General features: G+C 39.8%; 11 protein-coding genes and 1 pseudogene. 3 read left to right on the forward strand and 9 right to left on the reverse strand.

The genetic code is table 11. The annotated features are described in order from the left end of the window. Nucleotides 1-13: 13 nt before the first annotated feature. The 9 genes and pseudogenes from H3T44_RS02120 to H3T44_RS02160 all read right to left on the reverse strand — a co-directional run bounded on the left by H3T44_RS02120 (nt 14) and on the right by H3T44_RS02160 (nt 10,170). Entirely contained in the window at nt 14-1,555 is a 1,542-nt protein-coding gene (locus tag H3T44_RS02120) for a NuoM family protein (RefSeq protein ID WP_122123802.1), read from the reverse strand. Between the two features lie 131 nt (nt 1,556-1,686). Then, the gene (gene mutL, locus H3T44_RS02125; RefSeq protein WP_198195824.1) at nt 1,687-3,510 is read right to left on the reverse strand and encodes a DNA mismatch repair endonuclease MutL; all 1,824 of its coding nucleotides are present in this window, start codon (nt 3,508-3,510) and stop codon (nt 1,687-1,689) included. Nucleotides 3,511-3,571: 61 nt separating this feature from the next. After that, nucleotides 3,572-4,096 carry a DUF3035 domain-containing protein gene (locus H3T44_RS02130; protein WP_198195825.1) on the reverse strand — a complete coding sequence of 175 codons (525 nt, stop codon included), beginning with the start codon at nt 4,094-4,096 and terminating at the stop codon, nt 3,572-3,574. A 74-nt stretch (nt 4,097-4,170) separates the two neighbouring features. Further along, a complete protein-coding gene (gene lspA / locus H3T44_RS02135; RefSeq protein ID WP_255412349.1) occupies nt 4,171-4,677 on the reverse strand; it encodes a signal peptidase II in 507 nt (168 codons plus the stop codon). 20 nt (nt 4,678-4,697) lie between these two features. Beyond that, nucleotides 4,698-7,574 carry an isoleucine--tRNA ligase gene (ileS, locus tag H3T44_RS02140; RefSeq protein ID WP_198195826.1) on the reverse strand — a complete coding sequence of 959 codons (2,877 nt, stop codon included), beginning with the start codon at nt 7,572-7,574 and terminating at the stop codon, nt 4,698-4,700. A gap of 106 nt (nt 7,575-7,680) precedes the next feature. Continuing rightward, nucleotides 7,681-8,631, reverse strand: coding sequence for a bifunctional riboflavin kinase/FAD synthetase (locus tag H3T44_RS02145; protein WP_198195827.1), 951 nt, complete (start codon nt 8,629-8,631; stop codon nt 7,681-7,683). Between the two features lie 140 nt (nt 8,632-8,771). Next, nucleotides 8,772-8,945: pseudogene (locus H3T44_RS02150) on the reverse strand (twin-arginine translocase TatA/TatE family subunit); the annotation flags it as partial. A 166-nt stretch (nt 8,946-9,111) separates the two neighbouring features. After that, complete coding sequence (locus H3T44_RS02155; RefSeq protein ID WP_230873441.1) at nt 9,112-9,579, reverse strand: CHAP domain-containing protein; 468 nt, start codon at nt 9,577-9,579, stop codon at nt 9,112-9,114. A 6-nt stretch (nt 9,580-9,585) separates the two neighbouring features. Next, the gene (locus H3T44_RS02160; protein ID WP_110438280.1) at nt 9,586-10,170 is read right to left on the reverse strand and encodes a regulatory protein RecX; all 585 of its coding nucleotides are present in this window, start codon (nt 10,168-10,170) and stop codon (nt 9,586-9,588) included. 118 nt (nt 10,171-10,288) lie between these two features. Between H3T44_RS02160 and H3T44_RS02165 the strand changes: the two genes are divergently transcribed. The 3 genes from H3T44_RS02165 to H3T44_RS02175 all read left to right on the forward strand — a co-directional run bounded on the left by H3T44_RS02165 (nt 10,289) and on the right by H3T44_RS02175 (nt 13,477). Beyond that, nucleotides 10,289-11,479 (forward strand): aspartate aminotransferase family protein, encoded by a 1,191-nt coding sequence (locus H3T44_RS02165; protein ID WP_198184615.1) that lies wholly within the window; start codon nt 10,289-10,291, stop codon nt 11,477-11,479. Between the two features lie 9 nt (nt 11,480-11,488). Next, on the forward strand, nt 11,489-12,472 hold the full coding sequence (gene argF, locus H3T44_RS02170) for an ornithine carbamoyltransferase (protein ID WP_198195830.1): 984 nt from the start codon (nt 11,489-11,491) through the stop codon (nt 12,470-12,472). An 84-nt stretch (nt 12,473-12,556) separates the two neighbouring features. Further along, nucleotides 12,557-13,477 (forward strand): Hsp33 family molecular chaperone HslO, encoded by a 921-nt coding sequence (locus H3T44_RS02175; RefSeq protein WP_198195831.1) that lies wholly within the window; start codon nt 12,557-12,559, stop codon nt 13,475-13,477. Nucleotides 13,478-13,789 lie beyond the last annotated feature (312 nt).

The raw sequence follows: 13,789 nt of genomic DNA on the forward strand, positions 1-13,789 counted from the left end.
AGACTATCAAATCTTAGCGAACAAAAATACTGTGCATATTATTAATATTATCGGCCACAATATGACCATGATTCATCAATTCTGCTATACGGTCTGAATTTGTAAAGGCAGTCACTACCGGATTAAAAACCGATAAGAAACTGTTTGGATAAATCCCCATCCACAGGATAATTACGGCTAATGGTACCAAGATTGTCATTTCTCTTGCGTTTAGATCCCGAATTGAATTGATAACCGGATTAACAATTTTTCCAAATATGACATTGCGATACATGACCAGCATATAAACAGCACCTAATATCATGCTTGATCCTCCCAGGAAAGCAACCCAGAATGATATATGTAAAACTCCAATCATGACCAGCAATTCACCCACAAACGAACCCGTACCAGGCAGTCCAACATTGGCCATGATAAAGATCATTCCAAGCAAGGCCAGTTTGGGCATTTTACTAGCGATACCTCCAAACGCCTCGATATCTCTTGTACCAATACGATAGGTGACAGCGGCAACACATAAAAAAAGTGCCGCAATTGTTACCCCATGAGTAAGAACCTGTAATAGGGCGCCATCAATTCCCTCTGGTGTCAGAGAGAAAAATCCTATGGCAATAAGACCCATATGAGAAAATGATGAATAGGCTATAATCCGTTTAATATCTGTTTGTTTATAAGCGATTATTGCACCATAAATAATCGCACATATACCCAATCCCATAATCAGCATTGCATAACGGTGAGATGCCTCAGGCAACATTAAAACACAAAATCTTAATAATCCATAGGCGCCTGCCTTAGACATGACGCCAGAAACCAGCAAGGTGGTCGACGCCGGACCCTCAACATATGCGGCTGGTAACCAGGCATGCAGAGGAAAGAGAGGCAATTTGACTCCAAACGCGAGGATAAAACCCAGCAATAACCACCCCTGGACAGCAGGTGAGAAAGATGCGTGCATTAAAACGGGAATATCCGTGGTACCTGTATTCACCCATATCCACAAAATCCCAATCATCATAAATAAAGAACCAGCAAACGTGAATAAAAAGAATTGCAAAGAGGCAAAAATCCGTTTCGGACCTCCCCAGATTCCAATTAACATGCTGCTTGGCAGCAGGGTCGCTTCATAAAAACAGTAAAATACAACCATATCTAGGGCGGAAAACAGGCCAACCAATGTCGTTTCCAACACCAGAATAGCAACCATATAATCACGGATACGATCCGTGATCATCTGCCATGCGGCCATTATTCCAATCAGGGTCAATAAAGTTGATAGGATAATAAAAAATAAACTGATCCCATCCACGCCAACATGATAGGAAACACCAAATCCCGAAATCCATGAATTTTGAATTTCAAATTGATATCCATCGTGTCGAGGATGAAATTCACTCCACATAACAATTGACAGACCAAATGTTATGATACTTGTCCATAAAGCAATCCAACGGGAAGTGCGTGCAACCTCTTCAAAGGATCCACGCATAAGAAAGATGACCAAAGCCCCAAGCAAAGGCAAATACGTTACTAATGTAAGCAGTACTGAATGCACGGTATTCTCTTTTTTAATCTATTTAAACGTAACAATTGTTCGATTATATACAACTTTCTGACCATATTGCCCAGAAAGTTTTTATTTTTGTCAATATTACTTAAAATTAATTTTTCCTTAATATCAATTTATTAAGAGCGATGAAATAATTTTTCCATATCTTTTTTGCTCCATTTCAGCCATGTCGGTCTTCCATGTGAACAGGTTCCTGCCCTTGGAGTGGCCTCCATCTGACGTAAAAGGGCATTCATCTCTTCCTCATTCAAAGAGCGGCCTGCCCTTACACTGTTATGACATGCCATTCTGGCAAGAATAACATCAAGTTGGGTATGGACAGATTCAATATCATTAACCGACATCTGTTCTTTATCCTGCAATTCTTCGGCAAGATCAATCAAAAGCGACTGTGCGGAAATGCTTCCCAAAAGTTGTGGCAAAGCCCTGACCAGAATCGTTTTTTCACCAAAAGATTCTATTTCTATTCCCAAATCGGCCAAACTGTCCTTAAAACCCATAAGACAACGATAATGAACAGCAGATAATTCAATTGCTTCCGGTATAAGTAAAGACTGTGTTTGTATTCCAGTCTCTAAATACTGTTGACGTAATGCCTCATGAGTTAAACGTTCATGAGCTGCATGCTGATCAACAATGACAAATTCTTCATGTTCCGTTACAGCAACAATATACGTTTTGAAAATTTGTGCCACGGCATATCCCAAAGGCAAGGTTGCAGTAGTTTTTTGATATTTTTTATCAGGTAATCTTGATAACGTATCGCCAACATCCTTGAAAGATAATCCTGCTCCCAATTCAAAACTGTCCCCGGCACATGCATCTTCTTCTTGAAAAAATTCTTTATTGTTCTTACCCATTCTTTGCTGATACGCGGGATATTGAATAGAAGCTTTTTTGGAATGATATTGTGTGGTGGGAAAAACATGCAAAGATTCAGGATTAACATTTGCAACTCCCGCACCAATAGCCAGACTCTTTTGAATGCTACCAATTATCAAGGCTCGAACTGCAGCTTCGTCAGCAAAACGCAATTCAGTTTTGGCAGGGTGTACATTCACATCTACCTGATCCAAAGGTAGCTGCAGAAAAAGTACGGCAACAGGATAACGTCCTTTTTCAAGAACTTGACGATAACCAACACGAATAGCCATTTGCATTACTGGATCAGCAACAGGCCGATCATTAACAACCATAATTTGACCATTTGTTGTTGCCCGATTTACAGATGGAGCACTGATGAAACCGGATAATTTCAAATCCCCCCGATCGAAATTCAACATAATCAGTTCTTCATCATGAATATCAGAAAACACTGCCAAAATACGGTCTTTTTGCGATTGAATCGGTAGATTCAAAACGGTCTTACCATCTTTTATAACAGTGAATGAAACATCGGGGTGAGAGATGGCCAAACGCTGTATAATCATTTCACACCGATTATATTCAACTCGAGCGGTTTTCAAGAATTTACGTCGTGCAGGAAGCGCATAAAATAAATCTTCTACAACAACTTGTGTTCCCATTTGACCAGCGGACGGACTGGGGTTTACAATCTTACCACTTTCAACCGAGATCTGCCACGCACTTTCCGCCGATTTGACACGCGAAATAATTTTCAATCGGGCGGCGGCCCCAATGGAAGGCAGAGCTTCCCCCCTAAATCCCAATGTTTTAATATTTACAAGATCATCTTCAAACAATTTTGAAGTACAATGTCTTGAAACTGCAAGAGGCAGGTCATCAGCCTCTATTCCACAACCATTGTCAATGACCTGAATATGATCAATACCACCGTTGTCAAGATTGATCTCAATTCTGCCTGCCCCTGCATCAAGCGCGTTTTCCACAAGTTCTTTAACAACGGCGGCAGGACGCTCAATAACTTCTCCTGCAGCAATTAAATTAACTGTATGTTCGGATAAAGGGCGAATAATCATTATTCTAATAATGACTTGGAGAATTGCAAATCTTTTTTATAACCCTCTTTTGTCAAAAAACCTATTTTTGTGTCGTCGTTGGTGTTGCCCCGTCATCAGGACGCAAACCCAAACTCAAGTTATTATGCAATCGTTTATTTTCAGCCACACTGTCAACAGCCAAATCTGAAGGCTTGCCATTTTTCCAGAACATGACCTGGTCAACAAAACCATTCTGCGTGACCAACTCATTATGACGTTCCTGATCAGCTGATTGATTGGCATCCTGAATCAACCGGGTTTGGCCCTGGCTTGGAACATCTTTCATGCCTTCCAAGGCAACATCGGGAGAAAGAATTTCCAGTGCCTGCTGACGTATGGACTGTTCTTGAGGTCTGACTCCATTTTCATCAGGCTTCATCAAACTATCATTAGGTGGCATTGATAAAGGCGCGCGAGTCGTAACGGTATATTCATCAGGCATTGATCTTTTGATACCAAATGCACGGGAAACATCCTGACCGGAACAGGCAGAAAGCAAGACAACAATACCGATTAGGGATCCCATGGGCAATAAAAATTTCAAACCTGATTTACGCATTATCATCCGTCTTATTCCTTAACAAAATCCGTAAAAGCAATAATAGTTAATAATATGAATCTATTTCGTATCATATTAAACTATTCTTCCCAACCAAAAAAAGCATCCATTAACAAGATAATCACACCACAAACAATTGCGCTATCTGCAACATTGAAAACATACCATGACCACCCTGCAACATGAAAATGAATAAAATCAACCACTGCGCCAAAGCGCAAACGGTCTAAGATATTTCCCAACGCTCCGCCAACAATGGCACCCAGACTCATGATAACCCAGATTTTACGGGCACGAATCATCCATATGAATAAACTTGCCGCAATCACAAAGGCGGAAACAGAAAAAATAACGGATCCCCATGAACCAAACTGACCCAACATGCCAAAAGTAATTGCCCTGTTCCATACCATAGTGAAGTTGAAAAATGGAATCACGGGAATAGAACCTTTTTGGGGCAAATTTACTATATTGAGAATACAGTATTTGCTGATCTGGTCCAGCAAGAATATCAGAAACAGCATTCCCAATCCCCAATACCATTTTTTCAAATGATTAACTTGCATGACAACGGAACTTTTATTCATGAAAATCCCTAAACCAAATATTACGAAATAACATCAATGCAACGCAAGCACAATTCTGGATAACTTGAATTGCCTCCCACTTCATCGAGAACTTTCCAGCAACGTGCACATTTATATCCTGTTGCTACCCGAATACGAGGTGCGGCATGACCCTCTCCACCCTGTTTGGTTTCCACTGAATATAAAGATGCCGAACCCGGTATAATATTGATATCAACCCGGGACACAATAACCAGTTCAGCCCAGTCATAATGACCGAACAAAACGGCTTCTTCCTCTGAAAAATTCAATTCTACAGCAGCTTGGAGCGAAGACTTGATAATCCCTTCCCGACGCATATTTTCAATTTCCGTCGTAATGATACGACGAATAGAACGTAATTGAATCCAACGTTTTGCCAGATCATCATTCAACCATTTCACAGGTATGAGAGGAAATTCTTCCAAATGAACAGTCGCATTCTCACCAAAGCGAGCAGTCCATGCATCCTCTGCAGTAAAGCATAACACCGGTGCCAACCAAGTGCATAAACATCTATGCAAAACATCCAATATGGTTCGAACCGCCCTACGACGTATATTCTCTTTTTTATCACAATAAAGTGAATCCTTGCGGATATCGAAATAGAAAGCCGACAAATCACTTGTACAAAAATAGTGTAAAGCAGGATAAACCCCAACCCATTCATGAGTATGAATAGCTTTTTGAATAACCTGATTCATTTCATAAATACGATGCAGAACCCATTGCTCAAGTTCAGGAAGATCTTCATAATCAAGTTTTTCCTTATCTGAAAACCCTTCCAAACCTCCAAGAACCCAACGTAACGTATTTCTTAAACGTCGGTATAATTCACCTTGCTGTTTTAAAATCTCTTTTCCAATTCGAAGATCTTCATTCGTATCAGAGTTCATTACCCATAAACGCAAAATGTCTGCACCAAGTTCATCATTGACATTCTGGGGTGCAATAACATTACCGAGGGATTTTGACATTTTACGTCCCTGTTCATCCATTACAAATCCATTAGTGACAATGGCCTTGTAAGGTGAAACTCCACGTGTTCCCACACATTCGAGCAACGATGACTGGAACCAACCACGATGCTGGTCGGAACCTTCCAAATACAAATCCGCAGGAAAATCAAGTTTGTCCCTACCCAGGACAAAAGCATGCGTTGAACCACTTTCAAACCAAACATCCACAATATCAAACACCTGTTCATATTCTTCACTATTGTAATTTTCACCAAGAAAACGCGAGGGAGAAGAATTATACCATGCATCTGCACCTTCTTTTTTGAAAGCTTCTACAATCCGTTGCATAACTTCAGCATCCCTTAAAACCTCACGGGTTGCCTTATTGACAAAAACGGCGATTGGCACACCCCAGGCACGTTGCCGGCTAATACACCAGTCGGGACGCGAGGCAATCATGCTGGTCAAACGGTTACGGATTTGTGCGGGAACAAATGTAACATCCTCTAGAACTGACAATGCATTCTCACGAATTTTTCTATTATCATCCATTGCTATGAACCATTGCGGGGTAGCCCGGTAAATAATCGGGGCCCGTGATCGCCAGGAATGAGGATAAGAATGCACGATGGAGGATTGGGCAACAAGACCAGTAAATGATTTGTTTGCATTCCTTGCCTCATCTCTGGATAAGTTTAACTCTTCACAGACAGGTTCAGCCGCCTTGAAAACATGGATACCGGCAAATAGAGGAACATCCGAAGCGTAACGCCCATCATCTTCAACATATTCCGTTACACCAATTTGATGTTGCTGACATAAATAAAAATCATCTTCACCATGTGCGGGAGCACAATGAACCAATCCTGTTCCCGCTTCAGTCGTGACGAACTCGCCTGCTAATAAAGGAACATCAAAATCATAGCCTTTTCCCCGCAAGGGATGCGCTGCAACTGCACCTGCCAACGCGTTTCCTTCAAGCGATGCCTCTTCCTTGAATTCCGTAATACCTGCCTGTTCACAAAATGAGGTCAGCAAATCCTGTGCAATAAGAAAATTAGCTCCAATGGACACGTGGGAATCAGCCTTAACAGCTTTAACACTGATAATTTGATAGGTTATATCGTTATTGTAAGCTATGGCTCGGTTCGCAGGAATTGTCCATGGAGTCGTTGTCCAGATAACAGCCGAGACATTTTCCAATAAATGCTGGGGTGTTGGATCTTTGACAAAAGGAAAAGCTACAAATATAGTTGTCGATGTATGATCGTGATATTCAATCTCGGCCTCAGCCAGAGCTGTTTTTTCAACCGGGCTCCACATAACCGGACGCAGGCCACGATATAAACTGCCATTTAATAGAAAACGACCAATTTCTTCAACAATGGCTGCCTCTGAACTGAAATCCATTGTTGCATATCGGTGATCCCATTCTGCCTGAACCCCAAGTCTCTGAAATTCGGATGATTGAATTGACAACCAGTTTTGGGCATAGCTGCGACATTCTGCCCGAAATTGCAATACCGGGATATCATCCTTGTTTTTACCTGCCTTGCGATATTTCTCTTCTACCTTCCACTCAATGGGCAAACCATGACAATCCCAACCGGGAATATATCGAACAACCTCTCCATTCATACGATGGGAACGATTAATCACATCCTTGATAATCTTGTTAAGCGCATGTCCGATATGCAAATGTCCATTGGCATAGGGAGGGCCATCGTGCAGGGTAAAGACCTTTTTCCCTTCCAAAATCCGTTGATCCGATTGCCGGATAATGGCCTCATCCAATCCTATTTTTTTCCAACGTTCCAAAATTTCAGGTTCCCGTTGAGGTAACCGCCCACGCATTGGGAATGAGGTTGAAGGTAAAAATACTGTATCTCTATACAGATCGGTAGATTTGGATTCAGCCATGATTTCGTTCTAACTGTAAAATTAAAGTAGATTAAGATAATATTTGATTTTATAAAATAAAACCAATTTCTAAAAAATAAAATTTATCATTATTAATAATTCTTTTTTACAAGGAATTAACAGAGTCATTTTTTATTTTAAAAAATTCTTTCGCATTATTTGCATCCCGGGCTATTTGTTTTTTCAATTCATTCAAATCACAAAAACGTTTTTCATGACGAATAAAATGATACAAATAAACAGTAATCTTTTGACCATAAATATCCTGGTTAAAATCAAACAAATGGGCTTCCAGACAGGCTCTGGTCTGTTTTCCAATTGTTGGACGGTATCCGAGATTGGCCACTCCTTCATGCATTCTCCCATTGGCCAACCGAATTTTAATCGCATAAACCCCGCATTTGGGCTCTACCTGTTCACCCAACTGTAAATTCGCAGTTGGAAAACCAATTGTCCTGCCCCTTTTATCCCCATGCTCCACTATATTCTGAATGCACCAGATCCTACCCAAATAATGGGCAGCCTTTTCAGGATTTCCATTTTTCAGACAGGAACGGATAAGGCTGGAAGAAATTACCGTCCCCTCTTCCTGCAAAGGTTTTACAATCGTAACGCCAATACCCAGTTTATCCGCTTCAGAAATCAAAAAATCGGTATTTCCTTGACGATTGTGCCCGAATACAAAACCCTCACCGCAAGCTAAATGAAAAATCCCGAATGATTTATAAAGAATTTGATGAATAAAATTCTTTGCATCTAGCGCAGCAAATTCTTGATCAAATGTTATCTGAAAAATATTTTCAACACCCAGAGCGGACAAGGCTGCATTTCGTTCATCTGCATTCGTCAATCGAAATGAAATTTCCCTGCCTTCGAAAAGCTGTCTTGGATGAGGTTCAAAAGTTACTACAGATAAAGAACGGTCTGGAAACTGTTTTTTTAAAGTCTCCAATAAATAAACGTGCCCACGATGCACACCGTCAAAATTGCCCAAAGCTGTTACAGAACCCCGGGCTGATAGCGGAATTGCCTGTCCGTTTGTATAGATAGTCGTCATAAACGGCAAATTTTCTTTCGTTATTAATCTAAAACCTCTTCTGAAACAACAAAACCTTATTTCTGTGTTTCGGATGATACAGGTTTTTTTTCCTTATTATCGTTAAAGGAAACAGAGGTATCCCCTTTGTTGTCGACATCTGGCAAAATTGTCTTGCTTTGTGAGGACGGGGTTTCATCGTCGGCAATATTTTTCTTGAAAATCTTGATACCCTTGGCCAGATCCCCCATTAATGTTGAAATCTTTCCTGATCCAAAAACCAGCAAAACCACAATCAATACAATCAGCCAATGCCAAATACTCATACTGCCCATAATATATTTATTCCTTACACAACTTACACATGCAGACAATTTTCGGAAAATTCAATCGACTTTTTCTAACTTAAACACAGGAAATATCATAATTTAATTAAAATTATCATACTATATTTTACTTTTAACACCAAATTGCAAATCACGCGGTTTTTTGTTGCCTTGATCACGACTTGTTGGGAATAATAAAACCATAAGTCGCATATCGCTTGATACCGATCTTTCCCGTAGGAGCCCACCAAACCCTTACCAAAGACCAGTCATTACGTGATGAAACATCTATAATTGGCGCCTTGTGATCAATTCTCTGCGCTTCCCAATTGGCATGATCAACAATAATCGTGCGTGAATCCTGAAGTTTTTTTACGACAGAAACATGCCCATAAGGCAATCTGGAAGTTTTACGAAAAACCAATATTGCCCCCGGTTCTGGCCTTTTGGTTCTATAATATTTCCCTCTTGACTGATACCACCAACTATAGGCTGCCCCCTGAAGTTCAACACCAGTGATCTTGCGGGCATAGGGTGCGCATTGCAAGGAGCCATGATAGCTTCTTCCCCCTCCACAGGCAGCCAGCAAGGGTAGAATTCCAAAAAACATGATTAAGACGCGAACAAAAAATCCTGATTTCATTTTCCCCTATAAAGAACGTATTTTATTGATACATTCTTCTGCCTCTGCATGGGTCATCGACAAAACTTCTTTTGAGATTGTAAACGAAAATCCACGCCTTGCAAGGATCATTTGTTCACGATCCTTCAGTTCAGCTGTTTTTTTTAACAAACGCTTACGAAATGGTCCAATCTTCCTTTTCCGTGCATAGGCCAAAGCGGATAGCAGCTCAAGATGATCATCATGATATTCTTGCAAGGAGGACTGAATTAAGGAGGGATTGATTCCCTTTTGTATAAAACGTCCCTGAATTTGTTTTTTGGAACAACCCGCACGGATCAAGGATGGCATTTTGGAAAAAATAAATCTGTCATCATTAATACCGCCATTTTGCTTCAATTCATTGACAATCTGATCAATCTTATCGTATGCCTTCTTGAGAATTTCATCGTAATCTTGATCGTCCTCCTTTTGAATTTGTTTAATCCAACGATTGACTTTCTGCCTTAAAAGTTTAACCAATCCTGCCTCGGTATTATTATAACGGGCAAGATAATTCAGTGCATACTCTTTTAAGTCAGGAAGCTGTATCCTGTTTGACATGATTTGCATCACTTCCCTTTAAACATTATCCAATCAATTACCCTTGATTATATTAGGAATAAATTGACTTTTTTTTCTCAATCATTAATTATGTCTGTTTCCTTCAATAAAATCGACAAGAGAGATTATGATTTCCGCTTTGATGCCCACTTATAATCGTGCAGACCTTGCCTTTGACCATGGAAACGGCGTGTGGCTTTTTACGGTTGATGGGCGACGATTTCTGGACTTCGGGGCTGGAATTGCAACATCATCTCTAGGTCATAATCATCCCCTTTTGTGTAAAGCTATTTCGGAACAGGCAAAAAAAGTCATTCATGTTTCCAATTTATACCAAATTCCTCAGGCAATAAAATTAGCCGAAAGATTAATAGCAATAAGTTTTGCCGACAGTGTGTTTTTTTGCAACTCTGGGGCAGAGGCAAACGAAGGAGTCATAAAGGCTATTCGTCGCGCCCAATATAAAAACAACCATCCAGAAAGAACAGATATCATCTGTTTTAATCACGCTTTTCATGGAAGAACTATTGCAACTTTGAATGCGACAGGCAATCAAAAATATCTGGAAGGTTTCGGGCCTAAAATACCTGGAATCAAACATATTCCAATACATGATATTGACCTGGTGAAAGAAGCCATTGACCAGAATACGGCAGGATTTCTGATCGAACCCATACAAGGCGAAAGTGGAATCACTGTTATTTCTCCTGATTTTCTAAAGGCATTGCGACAAATCTGTGATGAGAATGATCTTTTCCTAGGATTTGACGAAGTTCAGTGCGGAGTTGGCAGAACAGGTAAATTTTTTGCCTATCAATGGACAGATATTGAACCTGATATTCTTTCATTGGCAAAGGGTATCGCCGGGGGCGTACCTATGGGCGCTTTTCTTGCCAAGGAAAAAATCGCCAAACACATGACCTTTGGAACGCATGGATCAACCTTTGGAGGAAACCCTCTTGCATGTGCGGCTGGAAATGCAGTTATGGATATCATATTGAAACCTGGATTCCTGAAAAATATACGGGAAACAGGACTGTATCTAAAGGAACAACTGCAACAATTAACCGAGATTTATCCAGATGTTTACGCTGAAGTTCGCGGAAAGGGTCTTTTATTGGGATTAAAGGGAGCCATTCCAGCAAACGAAATTCAAAATGCAGCCCTAGAGCAAAATCTACTGACCGTATTGGCAGGAAATAATGTCATTCGCATAATTCCTCCCCTAATTATAACCAAGGAGGAATGCCTGGATGGTATTCACCGGTTAAGAAATGCTGCCGAGCAATTACGTAAAAACCTGAAATCTGTTCAATGAGTAATTTCTATGAATAACCCAATTATTTCTCAATCAAAAAAAATAAAACACTTTTTAGAACTCAAAGATATTAGTAAACAAAATTTAAGAGATATTATCACCCTCGCCTCTCAAATCAAAGAAATGCAGGAAGATAGAAAATATCCCTCACATCCTGCCCAACCTCTGAAAGGACGTTCAATCGCACTTATCTTTTCCAAACCTTCAACCCGTACGCGCGTATCTTTTGAGGTGGGAATTCATCAACTGGGCGGTAATCCGATTGTTTTATCAACCAGTACAATGCAGATTGACCGGGGCGAAACCATTGCCGACACTGCCCGTGTTCTTTCAAGATTCGTGGATGGCATAGTTCTTCGAACAGGCTGTTCCGAACATTTGACCGAATTGGCACAATTAAGTTCAGTCCCCGTTATTAACGGACTGACTCCCGCCTCGCATCCTGGACAAGTCATGGCTGATGTCATGACCTTTGAAGAACATAAAGGTCCTATCAAGGGACGTGTAATTGCCTGGGTTGGCGATGGTAACAATGTTGCAAATTCTTTCATTGAAGCTGCCGCGCAATTTGATTTTACTCTTAAATTAGCCACCCCACCCGATTTATTGCCCTCAAAAACCATACTGTCATGGGCCAAAGAAATGGGGGCAGACATTCAGCTGACCACAGATCCAAAAAAGGCAGTTAAAGATGCGGATTGTATTGTTACCGATACCTGGGTTAGCATGTCTGATAATGATTCTGAAAAACAACAACGCTTGAAATTATTGCATCCTTATCAAGTTAATCTCGATTTAATGAAACTAGCCGCCCATGATGCCATTTTCATGCATTGCTTGCCTGCCCATATCGGTGAAGAGGTAACCGCTGAGGTTTTTGAAAGTAAACAATCAGTTGTTTTCGATGAAGCTGAAAATCGTCTTCACGCACATAAAGCCATTCTGATTTGGGCTTTGATGGGTGATAATTGGCGTGATTACGGCTCCCGTTAATTCCATTCTTGAAATAGACAATATTTAGCCTATCTTTTCAAAAAAGATTTCTCGGCTATTCGTTTTTTTCTTGAGAAGATAACCATGAAAAACCTTCATCATTCCAATAATGATCGACCCAATGTTCCAGATATTACCTACGGCAAGGGAATTACGCCTTTTTTCTTCCCTTCGGCAAGAGGAAGGCTCATTCGTTTGGGACCTGTAGCTCATTCCATTCTTGAACGCCACAACTACCCAGACTGTATCACCAAACTGGGAGGTGAAGCTTTGTCATTAGTTGCTGGCCTGGCTTCATCATTAAAATTTGAAGGATCCTTTTCTTTGCAAATCAAAGGAGAGGGAGTCGTGTCAATGTTGGTTGCTGATTGTACCCATAAAGGCGAGCTACGCTTCTATATTCGTTATGACAAAGACAAAATAAATAATTTTACTGAAAATGCATCAGCAAAAACACTTTTGAAAAAAGGATTATTCGTTCTGACCGTAGACCAACAAGACAAAAAAGACAATTATCAGGGGATGGTTGAACTGACAGGAGAAACACTTGCAGAAATGGCCAGTCACTATTTTGAAAATAGTGAGCAGTTTCCCTATTCAATTCAATTATATTGCGAATGCTATCAAAATAAATGGCAAGCTGGCGGCCTAATTCTTGAAAAAATTGCCCATGAAAATTCAATCGTTTTGAAACCAGCCGCTGAAAATGATGAAAAAGAATGGGAAACAATATGTATTTTAGCCAACACTTTAAAAGCTTCAGAGTTATTTGATAAAAATCTGGCTTCAGAAAAATTACTTTATCGTCTTTTCAACAGTTTGGAATTTTCTGTTGGCAAGCCGAAAAGTGTCGCTTATGGTTGTCGTTGTTCCCGATCAAGGTTACAAGAGGTCTTGAACAATTTTTCCAAAGATGAACTTGATAGCATGGCAGAAAATGGAAAAATTATCATGACATGCGAATTTTGCTGTTACGATTTTATTTTTTCTCGTAAAGAAATCTAATAAAAATAATATCGATTAATAAGCAAATTCAAAATACTGTTAAAATTTTCTATTTGTTGAATATAAACAAATGTGAATTCTATAGAATTTTTACTAATTATAATATTCACTTTTTAATTTTTAAATGACCAAAAAACAGATAAAAAACTGTTTTAATAAATAACACCTAATAAAATTATGATTTCTTCGTATTGTTTCAAACAAATAAGCTTTTAACTCTCTATTATCATAATCATTGTCATATTTTATTCTAAACAAATTATATCATTCATAAAATTGGAATAGTAATATGATATAATTTTTTCAAAAGAT

The sequence above is a fragment of the Commensalibacter sp. M0355 genome (genome assembly GCF_016101365.1).
In the GTDB taxonomy this organism is placed as follows: domain Bacteria; phylum Pseudomonadota; class Alphaproteobacteria; order Acetobacterales; family Acetobacteraceae; genus Commensalibacter; species Commensalibacter melissae.

Bases quoted from the DNA above. Each gene is read 5' to 3' on its own strand.
- H3T44_RS02175 (WP_198195831.1), top strand. From the start codon at position 12,557: ATGAAAAACCTTCATCATTCCAATAATGATCGACCCAATGTTCCAGAT.
- H3T44_RS02130 (WP_198195825.1), bottom strand. From the start codon at position 4,096: ATGATAATGCGTAAATCAGGTTTGAAATTTTTATTGCCCATGGGATCC.
- H3T44_RS02155 (WP_230873441.1), bottom strand. From the start codon at position 9,579: ATGAAATCAGGATTTTTTGTTCGCGTCTTAATCATGTTTTTTGGAATT.
- mutL (WP_198195824.1), bottom strand. From the start codon at position 3,510: ATGATTATTCGCCCTTTATCCGAACATACAGTTAATTTAATTGCTGCA.
- argF (WP_198195830.1), top strand. From the start codon at position 11,489: ATGAATAACCCAATTATTTCTCAATCAAAAAAAATAAAACACTTTTTA.
- H3T44_RS02160 (WP_110438280.1), bottom strand. From the start codon at position 10,170: ATGCAAATCATGTCAAACAGGATACAGCTTCCTGACTTAAAAGAGTAT.
- H3T44_RS02145 (WP_198195827.1), bottom strand. From the start codon at position 8,631: ATGACGACTATCTATACAAACGGACAGGCAATTCCGCTATCAGCCCGG.
- H3T44_RS02165 (WP_198184615.1), top strand. From the start codon at position 10,289: ATGATTTCCGCTTTGATGCCCACTTATAATCGTGCAGACCTTGCCTTT.
- ileS (WP_198195826.1), bottom strand. From the start codon at position 7,574: ATGGCTGAATCCAAATCTACCGATCTGTATAGAGATACAGTATTTTTA.
- lspA (WP_255412349.1), bottom strand. From the start codon at position 4,677: ATGAATAAAAGTTCCGTTGTCATGCAAGTTAATCATTTGAAAAAATGG.